Annotated in this window: 15 protein-coding genes; 14 read left to right on the forward strand and 1 reads right to left on the reverse strand. The window is 61.1% G+C overall.

Annotated elements, in window-relative coordinates; translation table 11 throughout:
* Window positions 1-139 precede the first annotated feature (139 nt).
* The 11 genes from J5M57_RS23730 to J5M57_RS23780 all read left to right on the forward strand — a co-directional run bounded on the left by J5M57_RS23730 (window position 140) and on the right by J5M57_RS23780 (window position 16,002).
* The gene (locus J5M57_RS23730; RefSeq protein WP_207849595.1) at window positions 140-1,327 is read left to right on the forward strand and encodes an EAL domain-containing response regulator; all 1,188 of its coding nucleotides are present in this window, start codon (window positions 140-142) and stop codon (window positions 1,325-1,327) included.
* A 151-nt stretch (window positions 1,328-1,478) separates the two neighbouring features.
* A complete protein-coding gene (locus tag J5M57_RS23735) occupies window positions 1,479-2,105 on the forward strand; it encodes a response regulator transcription factor (protein WP_064586833.1) in 627 nt (208 codons plus the stop codon).
* Window positions 2,106-5,750: a transporter substrate-binding domain-containing protein gene (locus J5M57_RS23740; RefSeq protein WP_207849596.1), complete on the forward strand. Its 3,645-nt coding sequence runs from the start codon at window positions 2,106-2,108 to the stop codon at window positions 5,748-5,750.
* 259 nt (window positions 5,751-6,009) lie between these two features.
* Window positions 6,010-6,423 carry a DUF4398 domain-containing protein gene (locus J5M57_RS23745; RefSeq protein ID WP_169840736.1) on the forward strand — a complete coding sequence of 138 codons (414 nt, stop codon included), beginning with the start codon at window positions 6,010-6,012 and terminating at the stop codon, window positions 6,421-6,423.
* A 10-nt stretch (window positions 6,424-6,433) separates the two neighbouring features.
* A complete protein-coding gene (locus tag J5M57_RS23750; protein ID WP_064586836.1) occupies window positions 6,434-7,207 on the forward strand; it encodes an OmpA family protein in 774 nt (257 codons plus the stop codon).
* Window positions 7,208-7,439: 232 nt separating this feature from the next.
* Window positions 7,440-9,650 (forward strand): autotransporter outer membrane beta-barrel domain-containing protein, encoded by a 2,211-nt coding sequence (locus J5M57_RS23755; protein WP_207849597.1) that lies wholly within the window; start codon window positions 7,440-7,442, stop codon window positions 9,648-9,650.
* A 168-nt stretch (window positions 9,651-9,818) separates the two neighbouring features.
* Window positions 9,819-10,184 carry a hypothetical protein gene (locus J5M57_RS23760; protein WP_169841255.1) on the forward strand — a complete coding sequence of 122 codons (366 nt, stop codon included), beginning with the start codon at window positions 9,819-9,821 and terminating at the stop codon, window positions 10,182-10,184.
* Between the two features lie 94 nt (window positions 10,185-10,278).
* Entirely contained in the window at window positions 10,279-11,487 is a 1,209-nt protein-coding gene (locus J5M57_RS23765; RefSeq protein WP_207849598.1) for an EAL domain-containing response regulator, read from the forward strand.
* Window positions 11,488-11,577: 90 nt separating this feature from the next.
* Complete coding sequence (locus tag J5M57_RS23770) at window positions 11,578-12,012, forward strand: chemotaxis protein CheY (protein ID WP_207849599.1); 435 nt, start codon at window positions 11,578-11,580, stop codon at window positions 12,010-12,012.
* 143 nt (window positions 12,013-12,155) lie between these two features.
* Window positions 12,156-12,782 (forward strand): response regulator transcription factor, encoded by a 627-nt coding sequence (locus J5M57_RS23775; protein ID WP_207849600.1) that lies wholly within the window; start codon window positions 12,156-12,158, stop codon window positions 12,780-12,782.
* A gap of 10 nt (window positions 12,783-12,792) precedes the next feature.
* Window positions 12,793-16,002 carry a transporter substrate-binding domain-containing protein gene (locus tag J5M57_RS23780; RefSeq protein ID WP_207849601.1) on the forward strand — a complete coding sequence of 1,070 codons (3,210 nt, stop codon included), beginning with the start codon at window positions 12,793-12,795 and terminating at the stop codon, window positions 16,000-16,002.
* A 4-nt stretch (window positions 16,003-16,006) separates the two neighbouring features.
* Here J5M57_RS23780 and dkgB read toward each other — a convergent pair whose 3' ends face one another.
* Window positions 16,007-16,810 carry a 2,5-didehydrogluconate reductase DkgB gene (gene dkgB / locus J5M57_RS23785; RefSeq protein WP_207849602.1) on the reverse strand — a complete coding sequence of 268 codons (804 nt, stop codon included), beginning with the start codon at window positions 16,808-16,810 and terminating at the stop codon, window positions 16,007-16,009.
* Window positions 16,811-17,130: 320 nt separating this feature from the next.
* On the opposite strand from dkgB, the gene J5M57_RS23790 reads away from it, so the two are divergent.
* The 3 genes from J5M57_RS23790 to J5M57_RS23800 all read left to right on the forward strand — a co-directional run bounded on the left by J5M57_RS23790 (window position 17,131) and on the right by J5M57_RS23800 (window position 20,093).
* Window positions 17,131-17,997, forward strand: coding sequence for a pirin family protein (locus J5M57_RS23790; RefSeq protein WP_207849603.1), 867 nt, complete (start codon window positions 17,131-17,133; stop codon window positions 17,995-17,997).
* 115 nt (window positions 17,998-18,112) lie between these two features.
* Window positions 18,113-19,555, forward strand: coding sequence for a mechanosensitive ion channel domain-containing protein (locus J5M57_RS23795; RefSeq protein WP_207849604.1), 1,443 nt, complete (start codon window positions 18,113-18,115; stop codon window positions 19,553-19,555).
* 97 nt (window positions 19,556-19,652) lie between these two features.
* Entirely contained in the window at window positions 19,653-20,093 is a 441-nt protein-coding gene (locus tag J5M57_RS23800) for a carboxymuconolactone decarboxylase family protein (protein WP_207849605.1), read from the forward strand.
* Window positions 20,094-20,124: the final 31 nt, after the last annotated feature.

Here is a 20,124-nt window from a genome sequence, read left to right on the forward strand (position 1 = left end):
AACCTGGCCGCAGTAAAAAGCCAGACCGGGTGCTGTCGCTGGGAAATTTCCTACAAGCCGGCCAGACAAGTCCTTCAGGATTCAGCCGTGACGATTGCCAATATGTCTGCTCTCAGGTCGATTAAGCGATGAGTTGATGATGGCCTCCCCACGAATTCTGGTGCTGGAAAATCAAGGTTTCGCGCGCAGCGTATTGGTCACGATGCTCGAGCGTCTGGGCGTGCGCGATGTATTGCAGGCCACTGACGGCGAGCAGGCGATGGTGCAGTTGCACTTGCGCGGCGGTGTTGACATCGTTTTGTGCGACCTGACCGAACGAGGTCTGGATTGCCTTGAATTTCTGCGCTGCGCCAGCCACAGCGGCATGGTGCGCTCCGTGGTGTTGTGCAGCGAATTGCAACCGGAGTTGCATCGCGCCCTGGGTCACATGCCAACGCTTGCAGGTCTGCATCTTCTGGGAATCCTCAACCGGCCGATTCAGTTGCGATCTTTGCGCCGCTTGCTGTTGCGCTACCGACTCGCCCGGGTGGTGCCTGTGCCGACTGTGCCGAGCCAGGAATTGCCCAGTGAAGACGAGGTGCGGCGCGGGCTTGCACTGGGCGAGTTCCGTGCCTGGTTCCAGCCCCAGATCACACTGAGCACCGGCGCGGTGGTCGGGGTCGAAGCGCTGGCACGCTGGGAGCATCCGGCGCGGGGCGTATTGTTGCCGAGTGACTTTCTGGCGGCGGTGTTGGCCTACGATCTGATCGATCAGATGTTCAAACACCTGCTGGAGCAGGGGCTGAGCCTGATGGGTATCCTGCGCCGGCAAGGCGTGAGCCTGACCCTGGCGCTCAATCTGCATGCTTCGCAACTGGCCGGTCATGAACTGATCGAGCACATCAGACGATCCCTGGAACGACATTCTTTCAAGGGCTCGGCACTGGTATTCGAATTGGCGGAAAACGGTTTGCTCGATAGCGCACCGGCCATCCATGAAAACCTGCTGCGTCTGAGACTGTTGGGCTGCGGCCTGGCGGTGGATGATTTCGGCGTGGGCTTTTCATCGCTCAAGTTGCTGTGTCAGCTACCGTTCAATCAAATCAAGCTGGATGGCCGATTCGTCCAGCGATTGGGGCATCCGCGCAATCGCTCCATGGTCACCTGCACACGGGTGTTGGCGCAGTCGCTGGACATGCGCCTGGTGATCGAAGGCGTCAGCAGCCTGAAGATCCGTGACCGGGTGCTCGCACTGGGGTGTGAAACCGGCCAGGGTTACTACCTGGCGCGACCCATGAGCGGGCATGATTTGCTGCAATGGCTGGCGATGCCCGGCAGCGCTGGCTGAATGCGTCAGGTTTGCCTCATACCCTTTTAGAAATTCCCTACACTTCAGTCGCGCTCGTGTATTTTTGCTGCACGGATGGACTGGCTTGTTGTTCCATTCTTATTCATGGCATTGACGATGTCGGTTGCCGGCGTGTTCTCCAGAGGTTTTTATGCTCAAAGCGATAGTTGTGGACGATCATCCGTTCATTCGCTCCTCGGTCAAAATGCTGCTGAAACAAGAACACTTCGAGGTCGTGGCGGAGGCCGACAATGGCGCAGATGCTGTGCAACTGGCCCGTGAACACGCCCCGGACCTGATCATTCTGGACATCGCCATGCCCAAGCTTGACGGGCTGGAGGTGATTTCGCGGATCAGTGCGCTGGGGCTGTCCAGCAAGATCCTGGTGCTGACCTCGCAATCGGCGCTGTTCTACTCCATGCGTTGCATGAAGGCTGGCGCGGCGGGCTATATCTCCAAAACCAATGACCTGGATGAGTTGATCAAGGCCATCAAGGCGGTGATGGACGGCTACACGTTCTTCCCTAACCTGGCCACCAGTTCGGTGCGGCGCAGCGATGTCGATGCCACGGATCTGGAACTGATCCAGAGCCTGTCCGATCGCGAGTTGACGATTCTGCAGCAGTTGTCCAATGGCCTGAGCAACAAGGAAATCGGTGACGCGATGCTGTTGAGCAACAAGACCGTCAGCACTTATAAGGCCCGCCTGATCGAGAAGCTCAAGGTCAAATCGGTGGTCTACCTTGCCGATTTCGCCAAACGCAACAACCTGGTCTAGATGAATACTCTTGTCAAAAAGCTCTTGGCGGGCCTGGTGTTGTGCGGCACCTGGCTGGCGGCCAGTGTCTGCACGGCAGCGCCTGAAACATTGCATGTGTTGGGGCGCTCGATCGTCGACGAATACTCGGTTGCCCTCGATGAAGCCGACTGGGCCTGGCTACGGCATCGCCCCACCTTGTTGCTCGGCGCCTCGGCACCCGACTACGCGCCGTTTGCGATCACCAGCAACGGCAACGACTACGAGGGGCTGACGGCCGACTATGCGCAACTGATCGCGCAACTGCTGCACGTCAACATTGAAGTCCGCCGTTTTGATTCGCGCGCGCAGGTTCTGGCGGCGCTCAAGAGCGGCCAGATCGACATGCTCGGGACGGCGAACGGCTATGAGGCGACTGACCCCGATTTATCGATGTCCACGTCTTACGCCGATGATCAACCGACGCTGGTGACGCGCATTGGCGATAAACAGAACCTGCCTGTGGATCTGGCCGGCAAGCGGGTCGCGATGCTTTACCACTATCTGCCGCCCGACGCGGTGCAGACGTTCTACCCCCATGCCAGCATCCAGTTGTATCCATCGACCCTGAGCGCCATCGGCGCGGTGGCGTTCGGTCAGGCAGACGTCTATCTGGGGGACTCGATCAGCTCCAATTACCTGATCAGCAAGAATTACCTGAACAACGTTCAGCTCAGCGACTTTTCCCGCATGGAGGTGCAACCCTTCGCGTTTGCGGTGAGTCGCGGCAATGACCGCCTGTTGCGCATCCTCAATGCGGCACTGAGCAGTATTCCCACCAGCGAGCGCATGGGCATTCTGCGCCGCTGGAGTGCCGGCGGGGCGACCATGCCCGGGCGCCAGACCCTGCATTTCAGTGTCAGCGAGCAGCGCTGGCTGGATCGTCATCCACGGATCAGCGTGGCGATCAACGAGAATTTTCTGCCGCTGACTTACTTCGACGACGATGGCAACTTTCGCGGACTCAGTGCCGACGTACTGGCGAAAATCAGCCTGCGCACCGGCCTGAAATTCGACGTGCAACGGGCTGAGTCGGTCAGCCAACTGGTCGACCAGGTGAGCAGCGGCAAAGCGGACATGCTCGCGGCGTTTACCCCGAGTGCCGAGCGTGAAAGCGAGTTGCGTTTCACCCGGCCTTACCTGACCACGCCGTTCGTGCTGGTCACCACCACTGACGGGTCCGCCCCGCAAACCCTGGATCAGATGGCCGGTAAACGCCTGGCGTTGATTCGCGGCAACGTGTTGCACGAATACCTGGTGGAGCAGTATCCCCGGGTGCAACTGGTGACGGCGCAAAACGCCGCCGACGCGATGAGCATGGTGGCTTCGGGCAAGGTCGACGGCGCGATCAATTCGCTGATCAATGCCCGCTATCTGATCTCTCGTCAGTATCGCGGCCAGTTGCAGGTCAGCAGCACCGTGGGGACCCAGCCGGCGCGCATCGCCTTGGCGACCAATCGCGGCGCACTGGAGTTGTATTCGATTCTCGACAAGGCGCTGCTGAGCATTTCCCCGGAAGAAATGGATGAACTGACCAACCGCTGGCGTGCCGAGGTGGTCGTCGACAGCAGCTACTGGCTGCGGCATCGCAGCGCGATCATTCAAGGGTTTGTCATCGCCGGTGTGTTGCTGCTGGTGGCGCTGGGCTGGATTGCCTACCTGCGCATGCTGATACGCAAGCGGCGCCAGGCCGAGCTGGCCCTCAACGATCAGATGGAGTTCATGCGGGTGTTGATTGATGGCACGCCGCATCCGATTTACGTGCGCGATCGCGAGGGGCGACTGGTGACCTGCAACAGCGGTTACCTGCAAGTGTTTGGTGTCGAGCGCGATGCGGTGGTGGGCAAGACCGTGACTGACGGCGTGCTGAGCAATGCCGCCGAGGCTCGGGGTTATGCCGAGGACTACCGGCAGGTCATGCAGTCGGGCGTTGCGCGAATCGAAGATCGCCAGCTCAGCCTGGCGGACGGTCGGGTGCTGACCATTTATCACTGGATGCTGCCGTACCGAGGCAGTCATGGCGAAGTCAGCGGCATGATTTCCGGCTGGATCGATGTCAGTGAGCGTCAGCAACTGTTGCAGCAATTGCGCGTTGCCAAGGACGGCGCCGACGATGCCAACCGGGCCAAGACCACGTTCCTGGCGACCATGAGTCATGAGATCCGCACGCCGATGAATGCGGTGATCGGCATGCTTGAGTTGGCGATGAAGAAAGCCGACCAAGGGGTGCTGGATCGCTTTGCCATCGAAGTGGCCTCGGGGGCGGCACGGGGCCTGCTGGACCTTATCGGGGATATCCTCGACATCGCGCGGATCGAATCCGGGCGGCTTTCATTGGCCCCGGAACGCGCCAACCTGCGCGAGCTGATCGAGTCGGTGGTACGGATATTCGAAGGGCTGGCGCGGCAGAAACACTTGCGCCTGCAACTGGATCTGGATGCGCTGGTCAACGCTGATGTGCTAATCGACCCGCTGCGTTTCAAGCAGGTGTTGTCGAACCTGTTGAGCAATGCGATCAAGTTCACCGACGCGGGGCAGGTCCGCGTGCAGGTGCGCGTCGATCAAGCGCAGGGCGAGCGAATGCTGGTGTGCCTGCGCGTGGAGGACAGCGGGCGTGGGATCTGCGCCGAAGACCAGCAGCGCCTGTTCACGCCGTTCACGCAGGCGGCCAATCAAGGACCGTCGCCACAGGGTGGTTCCGGCCTGGGGCTGGTGATCAGCCGCACCCTGTGCGAAATGATGGGCGGCTCGCTGACGATGTCCAGCGAGCCAGGCCAGGGCACGCAGATTGAGGTGCGCCTGAGCCTGCCGATCCTGCCGCCGCAGGCACGCGTGGCGGTGGCCGAAGTGGAGCCGGTGATGGTCAGCCAAGCGCTGAATATTCTGGTGATCGACGACTATCCGGCCAACCGTTTGCTGTTATCTCAGCAACTGAGTTATCTGGGCCACCGGGTGACGGACGCCGAGGATGGCGCCCATGGTCTGCGGGCCTGGCGCAGTGAGTCGTTCGATGTGGTGATCACCGATTGCAACATGCCGATCATGAACGGTTACGAACTGGCGCGGGCGATCCGTGACGAGGAGGCAGCGCGTGGACTGCCGCGCAGCCTGGTGCTGGGTTTTACCGCTAACGCACTGGCTGAAGAGAAGGAGCGCTGCGCGCAGGCCGGCATGGATGATTGTCTGTTCAAACCGATCAGCCTCAAGGACCTGAACGCGCGTCTGGCGTCGGTCGAGCCACAATCGCGGCCTGAACTGGAAGGCGATGATGCCAGCCTCGCCGAGAGCAGCGCTGACTTCGACCTGAGCAGCCTGGAGCAGTTGACCCGTGGTGATCCGGCGTCGATCAAGAGTCTGCTGACGGACTTGGCCACCAGCAACGAAGAGGACATGGCCAAGCTCATGCGCCTGTTCACTCTGCATGATGTGTCCGGGCTGGCTGACCTCGCGCATCGGGTCAAGGGCGGTGCGCGGATCATCAAGGCGAAGTCGTTGATTCAGGCGTGCGAGTTGCTGGAAGTCGCCTGCGAAGGTTCTGATTCGGGCGCATTGACCGAGGCGGTCGATGCCTTGCAGCAGGCCATGGAGCATTTGGCCGCCCAGTTGCAACCGTACCTGGCGGACTGAACGTCGACGCGCGGATCTTTTGGGTTTTGCACGGCAAACTTGCGAATTTTCCTACATTCGCCACTGAGCCTGCCTCGTTAACGTGCTGATGTCTCAGCGAAAGGCTGATTCAGAAAACCGGCGACCTCCACGACCTTCAGCGCAACGCTGAGCGTCATCCGGGGCGCCGCACGTAACGGGCAGGCGTCATCCATCCCCGGCATTGCCGACGCCTCAGCCCTCCGTGTTTACCTCACCTTTTATCGTTTTGGAGCAGTTGATGACCCTTCAACGTATGGCTTCCCGTGTGCGACTGTCGCTCAGCGGGCTGGTTGTAGCGGCGGCCTTGAGTGCCTGTGCCAGTGCGCCGGTTCCCGAGCAGCAGATCACCCTGTCCAGGGATGCCGTCAATCGCGCGGTGTCTGCCGAAGCAACGCAATACGCACCACTGGAAATGAAAGCCGCTCAGGACAAGATGTTTCTGATGGAACGCGCCATGGGGGAACGTGATTACGTTCAGGCGCGAACCCTGGCCGAACAGATCGAAGCCGACGCCAACCTCGCCGAACGCAAGGCGCGGGCGGTCAAGTGGCAGAAACAACTGGTCGATGCGCGCAGCGGCATTCAGGTGCTCAAGCAGGAAATGCTGCAAGACCCGGCCACCGGTTTCAACCCGCCCGCCAGCGCTCAATAAGGAACGATTCATGTCGAATTTCAAATTACTGCCCGTCGTTTCGCTGTGCGCGCTGGTGCTCGCCGGCTGCGCCACACCGCCGGAAAACCCGCAATTGCTACAAGCCCGCGCACAGTTCGCGGCGCTGCAACACAAGCCGGAATCGAACACCCTGGCGGCCATCGAAACCCGTGAGGCGTTCATCGCCCTGAACAAGGCCGATCAGGCCTCGCTCAAGGATCGCAAGGCGCCGGATGTCGAGCAGTTGACCTATCTGGCGAGCCAGAAAATCGCCGTCGCCGAGCAGACCATCGCCATGCGTCAGGCCGAAGCCGGCCTGAAGAAGATCGATGCCGAACGCACGCAGGTGCAACTGGACGTGCGTACGCAACAGCTCAAGGCCTTGCAGGCCATGAAGGCGCAGAAGACCGAGCGCGGCGAAGTGGTGACCTTCGGTGACGTGCTGTTCGACACCGGCAAGGCTGATCTGAAGCACGGCAGCCAGCGCAACTTCGAGCAGTTGGCGCAGTACCTGACCGCCAACCCGGAACGCCAAGTGCGGATCGAAGGCTTCACCGATGACGTGGGCAGCGATGACTTCAATCAGCGTCTGTCGGAGCGGCGTGCCGATGCGGTGGCGTTCGCGCTCAAGCGCATGGGCATCAGCGCTGATCGTCTGATCACCAAGGGCTACGGCAAGCAATTTCCGATTGCCGACAACGGCAGTTCCCACGCGCGTCAGCTCAATCGTCGGGTGGAGGTGATTATCTCCTACGGCTCGTCGGTAGTCGGATCACGTAACTGATGTCAGATAAGCGAGCCTGCAACGGGCTCGCTTGCTTCAGGGACATCGGGCGGTCAAGCCCTTTGGATTCTCTTGGGAAATTTCCTACAAGCAAAGGGAATTTTCCTACTCAGAAAAGCTTCCCACCTCTCTAAATTGCTGACCTCTGCGAGTAGGAACTGTCGATCACCGTGGTTCTGACTCTGTCCGAAAAATTCCGGTGCCTGAAAGGGCACACCAGAGGTCATTGCTCATGAAAGCCTTCGCCCCCTCGTTTCAACGCACGCCCATTGCTGTCGCAATGGCTTTTCTGCTGCCCTTGCATGCCAGCGCTTATACCGCCGCGGTCAACAGCGGTGCGGTGGTCTATGACGAGAGTGTCGGCACCGGGCTGCAATCGATCGGCACCAACGGCACGGCGTATCGTACGACCGTGAGCGGCAGTGGCCAGCAAAGTGTGTTTCTGAATGGCGTGAGCTACGACACCCTGGTCGAGGGTGCGACGCAGAATATCGCCAGCGGCGTCAGCCATGGCACCGTGGTCAACAACGGCGGTACGCAACTGGTCGGTACCAATGGCATTGCCAATGACACCGTACTCAACGCCAGTCAGCAGACGGTCACCCGCTCTACGGCCAATCGCACCGTGATCAACGCCGGTAGCGTGCAGACCCTGGATGTCATGGCCATTGCCAATGACACGCAGGTCGGCAATAACGGCGTGCAGAACCTGATCAACATGGCCGTCGCCAACGGCAGCGTGATCGAAGCCGGCGGCGAACAGACGCTGCGCCAAGGTCTGTTGGGTGGTGCGGTGGCCAATGACACTCAGGTTCAGGGCGGCACCCAGAGTGTCTACGACACCGGCACGGCCAACCGCAGCAAGGTGAGTAACGGCGGCCAGATCAATCTGTACCGCGGCGCGCAGGCCAACAGCGTGGTTGCGGAGGCCGGGGGGACGGTCAATGTCATGGACAACGGCGTGAAAACCGTGGACTCGCTGACCCTCAACGGCGGTCGTCTGGCCTTTGTGCCGAGCACTGATGGCAGTTTCAAGACCTTCACGGTCAACGCCTTGTCCGGCAGCGGCAGCATTCTGATGAACACCGATATCGCCAGTCAGCATGATGATTTGCTGGTGGTGCAGGGCGCTGGTCTGGCCAGTGGCGACCACACGTTGATCGTCGGCGATTCGGGCCGCGAACCGACCTCGGCGGACGGGCGTCTGCTGCTGGTGGACACCAATGGCGGCAGCGCGAAGTTCGGCCTCTATGGCGGGCATGTCGATGCCGGTGCGTTCCGTTACACCTTGCAGCAGCAAGGCAATGACTGGGTGCTGGCCAGTGCCGGGAGCATTCCTGTGGAGCCGGTCACGCCCGTAGACCCGGAAAAACCGGTTGACCCAGTGACGCCCGTAGACCCCGGCAAACCGGTAGATCCGGTAACGCCTGTTGATCCCGGCAAGCCAGTGGACCCGGTAACGCCCGTCGATCCGGTGAAGCCGGTGGATCCGGTAACCCCGCCGCGTCCAGTGGATCCGGGGCCGGAGCATCTGTCCAAAGGCAGCAACGCCGCGATTGCCGCACACACCGCCGGGGCCGGCCTGTGGAGTGCGCAAATGAACGCACTGGTCAAACGCCTGGGCGAGTTGCGCATGGGCCAGGATGACGGCGGCATCTGGACCCGCGCCATCGGCAAGCGACTCGATGTCAGCGAGCACTCCAGCCGTGCCTACCGTCAGGACATCAGCGGCCTGGAATTGGGTGCCGACAAGGCATTCGCCCTCGACAGCGGTAAAGTCTACGTCGGCGGCATGCTCGGCACGGCCCGTTCGGACATGGACTTCGGCGAGGGCGCGTCCGGCGCAATCGACAGTCGGATGTTCGGCATTTACGCCACCTACCTGAACGACAACGGCATCTATGTCGACAGCGTGTTGAAGTACAGCCGCTTCGACAACGACATCAAGACCCCGAGCAATCTGGGGGAGTCGGTCAAAGCGTCCTACAACACCAACGGCATCGGTGCAGACATCGAGGTGGGCAAACGGATTGCGCTGAAGGACGGCTGGTTCGTCGAGCCACAAGTCGAGATCACCGCCACCCGCGTCCAGGGCGCGAGCTACACCGCCAGCAACGGGCTGCGGGTCAAGTCCGATGACCTCGATTCGCTGCAAAGCCGCGTCGGCTCGTTGTTTGGTCGCAGCCTGGAACTGAGCAACGGCATGAAAGCCCAGCCCTACGTCAAAGCCTCTTACGTTACCGAGCATGCGGGCGGCAGCAAGGTGCGGGTCAATGGCAACACGTTCGATGCCGAACTGCCGGGCAACCGCATCGAGCTGGGTTTTGGTGGCGTGTTGCAGGTCAGCGAGAAGAGCAAGATTTCCCTGGATGCCGAATACGCCAAAGGCAATGACATCGAGCAGCCTTTCGGTGTGACGCTGGGCTATCGCTACCTCTGGTAAGAAAAATCGCCGCACTGGGTCAGACCTGTGCGGCGATCTTGACGGTTTTCCAGAGATTTCTGCCTGTTTTTAGGACTTGTCCTACATAGATCCTCATGGGTTCTGGTTAGCGTGTTCAGCACATTTCCCACACCGTTAATTTCCATGTCCTACAAATGCAGGCGAATCGTGATCGTCGAAGAGCAGCCCGCTCTGCAGTCCCGAATTGCTCGAGTCTGTCACGAGCTGGGCTATCGCAATCTCACGCCGATTGGTTCGTTTCGTGAACTGCTGGCGTTGACGCATTACGCCCATGACCCGTTCGAGCAATACGACCTGATGATCATCAATGGCGAACTGATTGCCGCCGCGGGAATTGATCCGGTGCGGTTGTTTCAGGGCAGTCCACAGATCCGCCATGGCGTGATCCACGATGCCCAACGTGGTCAGCTCCGCGCCGAGACGATATTCGCGACTGGGCGACGGCAGCTGTTGATGCTGCGTACACCGGATCGCCAGAGCCTTGGCGCTGTGCTGGAGCAACTCGATGTTTAGGAAATTTCCCACGCAGCTTCAGACCTTTCCTCGGGAGTTAAACGCTCAGGCAGCGGACACTCACAGGCCTTTCAACCACAACGAGCCCACCACCATGAGCAACCCGCCGCTTCGTATCCTGGTGCTTGAAGATCACCCGTTCCAGCGTTCGGTGGCGGTGAGCATGCTGCAGAGTCTGGGGCGCCACCAGGTGTTCGAAGCCAGTGACGGGGCGCAGGCGTTGGCCCTGCTCGACGAGGTCGGCACGGTCGACATCGCCCTGTGCGACCTGCAGATGGACGGCATGGATGGCCTGGAATTTCTGCAGCGGGTAGGCGCGTCGGGGCAAGTGAAGGCGGTGATCATCTGCAGTTCGTTGTCGGCGGATCTGCGCCGCGCGGTGCATCAGATGGTGACGCTGCTCGGCCTGGACCTGTTGGGCGATGTCGGCAAACCGATGCATGCGCAGATGTTGGCGGAGTTGTTGGGCAAGTTCATTGACCGCCCGAGCGTTGCCGATTGTCCGCGCGGAACCGTGGCGCTGGCCAGCGAAGGTGCTGTGCGCCAGGCCTTGGCCGAGCAGCAACTGCACGCCTGGTATCAACCCAAGTTCAACCTGCACACCGGTGAAGTCTGCGGTGTCGAGGTGCTTTGTCGCTGGCTGCATCCGACCCGAGGCATTATTACCCCGGCGCAGTTCATGCCGGTGCTGGAACGCTGTGGCTTGCTCGACGATTTGCTGTTTTCCCAGCTGGAGCAGGCATTGAACCTGCACCAGCGCGCCCGGACCCAGGGCTTTGCGCTGAACATGGCGTTCAATCTGCAAACCGTGCAATTGGCTAATCCGGAGCTGGCCAACAGTCTGAAAACCACGCTGGCGCGGCATGCCGTGACAGGTTCGAACCTGACCTTCGAACTGACCGAAAGCGGCTTGCTGGAAGCGCCGGCCACCAGCCTTGAGACGCTGGTGCGGTTGCGCATGATGGGCTGTCGCTTGTCCATCGATGACTTCGGTGCCGGGTTCTCCTCGTTGCAGCGCCTGTGCCAGTTGCCGTTCAACGAAATCAAGCTCGACGCTGAATTCATTCGCAGCCTTGAGCACGAGCCACGTTGCCGGGCGGCGATCAGCAGCACCTTGGCGCTGGGCGAAACCCTGGGCATGGCGGTGGTGATCGAAGGCATCGAAACCGACGCGCAGCGCCGCGAACTGCTGGCGCTGGGCTGCACCCTGGGGCAGGGCTACTGGTATGCGCGACCGATGGCCGGGGGCGACTTGTTGCACTGGCTGCAGCAACGCGGTCACGCCCTGCGCTCAGATGAATAACCGGTTTTTTAAGAAACGTCCTACAGAGCGCGCCCGTTGTCTTGCGTACGCTGGCCGCACTCTGCAACCACCACTTTCGGGAGATCGACAATGATCGACAAAACCTTGCGCATCCTGATTGCCGACTCGCAGCATTTTCACCGGATGAAAATCGAGCGCCTGTTTAATGGCCTTGGGTACTACCGCGTTGCTCCGGTACAGAGCCTGCTGGAGTTGCTGACGCTGGTGGAATACGGCTGCGAGCCGTTCGATGCCGTGGTCATCAACGCCGAACTGGCGGCGGGTTCGCTGGATCTGCTCGGGTTTTTCCTGAACAACCCGCATGTGCGTTACGCCCTGATCTACAACGAGCCCTCGGCTCCGCTGCAGAAGGCGCCCGGGTTTGCGCAGGAGAACGCGCAGGTCAGTCATGCCGCACTGCCCAATGCGGCAATCATCGAGCAATTGATGGCGCTGGTTGACGTGCGCACCGAGCCCGCGTGCCAGCGCTGGAGCCAGGTTCCGGTCCTGCAACGTCGCGCTTGAGCACAAATAGTCGGTTGCTGCAACTGTCAGACCTGACAGGTAGATTCGTCACCAGACCCGTGCAACAGTCTTTGGCGCAGCCCTTGTATCCGCTACCGGCGGCAACAGGGTGCGGTCGTCATGCCTTTGCATCGGGAGTGGTCATGAAGTCAGCGTTGATCGTCGATGATCATCCAGTGGTGCGTGCTGCCGTCAAGCTCGTGTTGCAAGCCGAGGGCTTCAAGCAGATTCACGAGGCATCGGACGGCAACGAAGTGGTGCAGATGATTCGCCAGTACAAGCCGAAACTGCTGGTGCTCGACCTGAGTTTGCCGGTTTTCGACGGTCTGGAGGTGATGAACCGGATCAGGGCCAATCATCTTGACTGCCGGATTCTGGTGTTCACCTCGTACGAGCCGCTGTATTACCAGGATCGTTGCCTGCGGGCTGGCGCACGGGCTTATGTAGCCAAAACCAATAAGCTCAAACAACTGCACCACGCCATTCAGGCGGTCATGTCGGGACACACTTATTTCGCTTCGCTGGCGAGCGGTGCCGGGGCCCTGAAGCCGGTGCTCGCCAATGAGAAGCAGATGATCGATCAATTGTCCGATCGCGAGTTGAGCATCTTCGTGCAACTGGCGCTTGGCAAACTGAACAAGGTGATTGCCGCCGACATGCACCTGAGCCACAAGACCGTCAGTACCTATAAAACCCGCCTGATGACCAAGCTCGCCGTGAAATCAGCGGTGCACTTGCGCGATTTCGCCAAGCGTAATCACTTGATCTGAGAAATGACGCATGAGCCACTGGCGCTGGATCCTGGTCTTGTTGTTGAGCGCTGTGCTGCCTTGTTGGGCCAGCGAGACACCGCAGGTGCTCGACGTTTTGACCCGTACCCGCCTGGAAAATGTCCAGGTGCGGCTGGATGAACAGGATCGACAGTGGCTGCGCGAACACCCGGTGCTGTACATGGGCATTTCCGGTCCCGATTACCCGCCGTTCGAGATCACGCGCAACCATCAGGACCTGGAAGGACTGACCGCCGATTACGCCGATATGCTCGCGCAAGTGCTGGGCATCAGGATCGAAGTGCGGCGCTATGCCCAGCGCGATGTGCTGATAAAAGCGCTCAGGCGCGGTGACGTGGATCTGCTGGGCACCTCCAACAACTTTGAAATTGCCGAGCCCGATCTGGTCCTGTCGCGCGCGTATGCCGAGGATCAGCCGATGCTGGCCACACGGCTCGACGACACATTACCCTCGGACATGGCGGGCAAGCGCATTGCCATGGTCGAGGATTACCTGCCGCTGGCAAGCGTGCAGGCGTTCTATCCCAAAGCCACGGTGCAACGCTATGCATCGGCCATGGACGCGCTCGGCGCCGTGGCGTTCGGTGCCGACGATGTTTACCTGGGCGACTACATCAGCGCCAATTACCTGATCAACACCAATTATCGCAACGACCTGCAACTGCTTGGGCCGTCAGGCCTGGACGCCAACCCGTTCGGCTTTGCATTACTGCGCCGCGACTCGAGCATGAAGCGCATTGTCGACAAGGCGCTGTTGGCGATTCCCATGGAACGCCGACTGATGATCGAGCAACGCTGGAGCGTCGGCCCTGCGGAAGTCAGCGCGCAGGCGCACGTGCAACTGAGTGTCGGGGAACAGCGCTGGCTGGATGAGCATCCGGTGATCCGGGTGGGGGCCATCGAGGATTTCGCACCTTTGACTTTCTTCGACGCCGACGGGCGTTTCCGAGGGCTCGCGGCGCAATTGTTGAGCCTGATCGGGCAGCGCAGCGGGCTGAAATTCGAGATCGTGCGTGGTCGTTCACTGGATCGGCAGATCGAGCAGCTCAAGGCCGGGGAACTCGATCTGTTGCCTGTGGTGACGCCCAGCCGCGAGCGCGAACTCGAGCTGCGCTTTACCCGCGCCTACCTGAACAATCCGTTTGTGCTGATCAGCGCGACGACGGCGCAGAGCCCACGCAGCCTTGATGATCTGGCGGGCAAGCGTGTGGCGATTTATCGCGGACATCCGTTGCGTGATTTCCTGCTCGAGCGTGTCCCGCTTATCCGGCTGGTGGACACCCAAGGACCGGCCGACGGCATGGCGCTGATCGCGAACGGCCAGGCGGATGCGACCATCAGTTCGTTGCTGGTCGCCCGCTACCTGATCGCCCGTCAGTACCGCGAGCGTCTGCACATCACCACCACCGTGGGCGATCAACCGGCGCGTATCGCTTTCGCCACGGCACCGCAGGCCGCGGCATTGCACACGATCATGAACAAGGCGCTGCTGAGCATTGCGCCGCAGGAAATGGACGAGTTGATCGAGCGCTGGAGCCACGACGTCGTACCAGAGGACAGTTACTGGCTGCGCCATCGGCGAGAAATCCTGCAGGGCTTCGCTGCTGCTGGCGGGCTGTTGTTACTGGCGTTGGCCTGGATTGGCTTTCAGCGTTGGCAGATTCGCCAGCGCCAGCAATGGCTGCGGCAACTGCAGGAGGCCAAGCAGGCCGCCGATGATGCCAATCGGGCGAAAACCACGTTTCTGGCGACCATGAGTCATGAGATCCGCACGCCGATGAATGCCCTGATCGGCATGCTCGAACTGGCCCTCAAGCGCGCCGACGAAGGCGTGACCGACCGACTGGCGATTCAGGTGGCGTCCGGTGCCGGCCAGCAGTTGCTGGCGCTGATCGGCGATATTCTTGACATTGCGCGCATCGAATCGGGGCATCTGTCACTGGCACCGGAGCGGGCCAATCTGCGCGATCTGGTGCTGTCGGTGTGTCGGGTGTTCGAAGGCCTGGCGCGCCAGAAGCAGCTGCTGTGGCAGATCGAACTCGACCCCCACAGCGCGATTGACGTGCTGATCGACCCGACACGCTTCAAGCAAGTGTTGTCGAATCTGCTGAGTAACGCGATCAAGTTCACCGAGGCGGGCGCAGTCAGTCTGCGCCTGCGGGTCAGCGCGGTGACGGGCGAGCGGCTGGCCGTGAACGTGTCGATCGAGGACAGCGGTATCGGCATCAGCGCCGAAGACCGGCAGCGCTTGTTCAACCCGTTCGTGCAGGCGGGCAACAATCCCCATTCGGTGCGCAGCGGTTCCGGCCTCGGTCTGGTGATCAGCCGCAGCCTGTGCGAAATGATGGGCGGGACCTTGCAACTCGACAGCGAGCCGGGCCGTGGTACGCGGGTAGACATCCGTCTCGAATTGCCGCTGCTGGCACCCCTCGCGCAGCCAGAGGCTGCATCCGAGCCAACGCTCAGCGCCGCGTGCTCATTGAACGTGCTGGTGGTCGACGATCATCCGGTCAACCGTCTGTTGCTGTGTTGGCAACTGAGTGAACTCGGGCACCGCACCGTCGACACCGAGGACGGCAGGCAGGCGCTGGACCTGTGGCGCGCGCAGTCATTCGATGTGCTGATTACCGACTGCAACATGCCACGGCTCGATGGCTATGAACTGACCCGGTTGATCCGTGAAGAAGAGGCCGTGTCCGGTCGGGCGCGCTGCCTGATCCTCGGGTTCACCGCCAATGCGCAAGTCGAGGAAAAGGCCCGTTGCCTGGCTGCCGGCATGGACGACTGCCTGTTCAAGCCGATTCGTCTGCATGACCTGGGTCAGGCCTTGTGCGGCGCCATCCAGCATGAAACCGAGGGGCCCGCCACGCCAGCCCTGACGGAAATCGACTTGAGTGCGCTGGAGCAACTGGCGGGGGCGGATTCGTCGATGATCCAGCACTTGCGCGAAGAGGTACGGCGCAGCCTGCAGCGCGACCTGCACAGGCTCGATGAGCTGGGGCGCGGTGACCGGGGAGGGTTGCGGGAGCTGGCCCACCACATCAAGGGTGGCGCACAAATGGTCGGTGCGGCGCGGGTGGTGGCGGCGTGTGTCGAACTTGAGCAGGCGTGCCAGGACGCCGAGCCAGCCGCGCTCGGCACGCCGACAACGGCGCTGCGCGAGGCGATGCTCAGCCTTGCGCAGCGCCTTCAGGCCTGATCGTTCAATCCCACTGCGGGGCGATGCCTTTCGGGCTGGTCAGGCGCTGGCCGCGCTCCAGCGTGGCGATCAGCGCCATGTCGGCGTCGCTCAGGGAGAGCGCGGTCGCGCCGAGGTTACTTTGCAGGTTGGCGCGTTTAGTCGACGACGGAATCACCGCGTAGCCCGACTGCATGGCCCAGGCCAGGGTGACTTGCGCCGGGGTGGCTTGCAGGCGTGTGGCGATCTGCTGGATCACCGGGTCCTTGAGCACTTCGCCGTAGGCGAGGGTCATGTACGAGGTGATCTGGATGCCCTGGCTGCGGGCGAACTCGACCACTTTGCGGTTTTGCAGGTACGGGTGCAGCTCAATCTGGTTGGTGGCGATGTGATCGGCGCCGACGGCGGTGATCGCTTGTTGCATCAGGTCGATGGTGAAGTTGGACACGCCGATCTGCCGGGTCAGGCCCAGACGCTTGGCTTCCAGCAGCGCTGCCATGAACTCGCCGACCGGCACCTGGTCTTGTGGCGATGGCCAGTGGATCAGCGTCAGGTCCAGATAATCGGTTTGCAGCTTGTGCAGGCTCTCCTTGAGGCTCTCGATCAAGCGCTCCCCGGCGAAGTTGGCGATCCAGATCTTGCTGGTGATGAACAGCGTTTCGCGGGCGATGCCGCTGGCAGCGATGGCTTGACCGACCTCGGCTTCGTTCTCGTAGATCTGCGCGGTGTCGATGGCCCGGTAACCGAGTTCAAGCGCGGTGCTCACCGAATCGATGACCACCTGACCTTGCAGGCGAAACGTACCCAGACCAAAAGCGGGAACAGACATTGATGACTCCAGGGTTGCAGTGGGAATGGGCACGAGTATCCGCGTCTGCTTCCTGGAGAAAAACCGCCGGCGGGACAAAGCACTGTTGAGCAGAAGTCATGAATCTTGTAGGAGCTGCGGCACGCTGCGATCCTTTGATCTTGTTTTTCAGGTTCAAAAGATCGCAGCGTGCCGCAGCTCCTACAGGGGGGTGATCGCTCGCGAAGGGCGTAGCACTGTTCTACATATGGAACACTAAAGCCGGTTTTTGCCGGCTAGTCCTCCGACCGTCATGGATTTAAGCTTAATCCATTGCGTCACCCACGTTTTTGGAGGCAACCATGAAAAACATCATCGGTATCTACACCAGCCCTCGCGGCCATTGGGTCGGCGATGGGTTCCCGGTTCGCACCCTGTTTTCCTACGACAACCTGGGAAAACACATCAGCCCGTTCCTGCTGCTCGATCACGCAGGACCTGCCGAATTCAGCCCGACCACCGAGCGCCGTGGCGTCGGCCAGCATCCGCATCGTGGTTTCGAAACCGTGACCATTGTCTACGACGGCGAAGTGCAACACCGGGATTCCACTGGCAGTGGCGGCACCATCGGCCCCGGCGACGTGCAGTGGATGACGGCGGCGTCCGGCATTCTGCACGAGGAGTTCCATTCGGATGCGTTCGCCAGAACCGGCGGCAAGCTGGAAATGGTGCAGTTGTGGGTCAACCTGCCGGCCAAGGACAAAATGGCCGCGCCCGGTTACCAGACGATTCTTGATGGCTACATCCCGAATATTGCGCTGAAGGATAATGCCGGCCACCTGCGCCTGATCGCCGGTGAGTTCGATGGCCAGAAAGGGCCGTCGCGGACGTTCACCCCGATCGACGTCTGGGACCTGCGGCTGAAGGCCGGAAAACTGCTGACGCTGGACCTGCACGAAGGTCGTAACACCGCCCTGGTGCTGTTGAAAGGTTCGGTCAGGATCAACGATGAGGACACTGCGCAGCAAGGGCAGTTGGTGCTGTTCGAACGCGACGGTCGCCAGTTGTCACTTGAGGCCAGCGAGGACGCGGTGGTGTTGCTGCTCAGCGGCGAGCCGATCGACGAACCGATCGTTGGCCACGGCCCGTTCGTGATGAACACCGAGCAGGAAATTCATCAGGCATTCGCCGACTTCCAGTCCGGGCGTTTCGGCCGAATGCACGGGTAAACCCACAGGGGGGTGGGGTGTTTCCGGGAACGGATTCATCCTGCCAGATCAATTGCTCCTACACTGAGCCAATCTGTGCGATCTTCTCGCGATTGGCCCGTGTCGGAGTGGTTTGATGTTGTCTTTCTTGACCGAACATCCGTTGTTTTGCGCGTTGATCCTGATCCTCCTCGATCTGGGCCTGTGGCGGCTGATCAGCTCCCGTGGCAGCGAGTGGAAGCTGTTGGTGCGGGTGCTGATATTCGGCCTGTTCAGCGCGGTGCTGTTCAACGAAGGTCTCAATCCCATGGAGCCGGCGCCGTGGGCCGACAACGTGCCGCTGCACCTGGCCGCGACCGGGTTGCAGATCGGCTGGTGGCTGTTCGGCGCGCGAACCCTGACCGTGCTGATCGGCGCGGTGATGATGCAGCGGGTCGGGCACACCGGGCGGCTGTTGCAGGATCTGCTCGGTGCGGTGATCTTCCTGATCGCGATCATTGCGGCGCTGGCCTACGTGCTGGATCTGCCGGTCAAAGGCGTGCTGGCGACCTCCGGGGCCTTGGCGATCATCGTGGGTCTGGCGTTGCAGAGCACCCTGAGCGACGTGTTCTCCGGGATCGTGCTCAACACCACCAAGCCGTATCAGATCGATGACTGGATCTCCATCGACGGCACCGAAGGGCGGGTCATCGACATCGACTGGCGCGCCACGCGCCTGCAAACCAGTCAGGGCAGCATGGCGGTGATTCCCAACTCGCTGGCGGCCAAGGCCAAGATCATCAACTTCAGCCGGCCGAGCAACATGTTCGGCGTGGCGGTCAGCGTGCAGGTCAGCCCGCATGCTCGCCCGAATACGGTGATCGATGCGCTGGAGCGGGCGATGCAGGGCTGCCGTCCGCTGCTGGACAATCCCTCACCGAGCGTGGCGCTGAAGAGCTCCAGCAGTGCCGGCGCGGAATATGAAATCAGCGGGTTCGTCTCGTCGATGGACGAGAAGCGTTCGGTGCGCAACCAACTGTTCGATCTGGCCTATCGGCACTTGCAGGCGTCCGGGGTCAATCTGTTGTCGAGTGTCGAACCGATTGTCTCCGGCAACCTCTCGCGGCCACGGGCGCTGCTCGACAGTTCGCCGATTTTCTCCACCCTGCGCCAGGAAGAGAAAGACACCTTCAGCCAGAACATGACCCTGCAGACCTTCCGGGCCGGCGAGACGATTCTGGACGCCGGGGAGGTCAGCGATCATTTGTTCATCATCGAATCCGGTGTGGTCAGCGTGACCCTGACCCGCCATGGCAGCCCGTTCGAATCCGGGCGCATGGGGCCGGGGGAGGTGATCGGCGAGGCCGGCATCCTGTCCGACTCCTCGGTGCCGGCGACCTTCGCGGCGAAAACCTTCTGCGCGCTGTACCGCATCGAGAAGACCTACCTGAAGCCGTGCCTGGATGCCCGCCACGACATCAACGAAGCGATGAAGGCCTTGCTCGATTACCGCCTGCACAAGGCCCAGACGCTGACCCAGGACGTGCCGGCTGTGGTGGCGAAAACCGGCTTCCTGCAGTGGTTGCGCAATCGCGTGTGACGGGGTGGTCTACTCGTCTTCCGGGAGATTGGCTATTTGTCCGGGGCCGTGGCGGGACTACCTTAGTCACACATTCACTGGCCCCGGAAATTCAACCATGAAAGCTCGTACCGATTTCTACACCGCTTCCCCAGACGCCCTGAAAGCGATGATCGCGCTGGAAACCGCAGTCTCGAAACTGCCGCTGGAAAAGACCCTGGTCGAACTGGTCAAGCTGCGCGCTTCGCAGATCAACGGCTGCGCCTTCTGCATCGATATGCACACCGCCGATGCGATCAAGGGCGGCGAAACCCCACGCCGGCTGTTCGCGGTGACCGCATGGCGTGAAGCACCGTTCTTCACCGAGCGTGAACGCGCTGCGCTGCTGTGGACCGAATCGCTGACCCAACTGAGCCTGACCCACGCCCCGGACGAAGACTACGACATCGTCGCCGCGCAGTTCACGCCCAGGGAAATGGTCGACCTGAGCGTGGCGATCAGCACGATCAACAGCTGGAACCGCCTGGCGGTGGGCTTCCGTAAAACCCCGCAACTCTAAGCCGCAACACACACACCTGTAGGAGCTGCCG

It is taken from the genome of Pseudomonas sp. 86_A, assembly GCF_017491705.1.
Lineage (GTDB): Bacteria > Pseudomonadota > Gammaproteobacteria > Pseudomonadales > Pseudomonadaceae > Aquipseudomonas > Aquipseudomonas koreensis.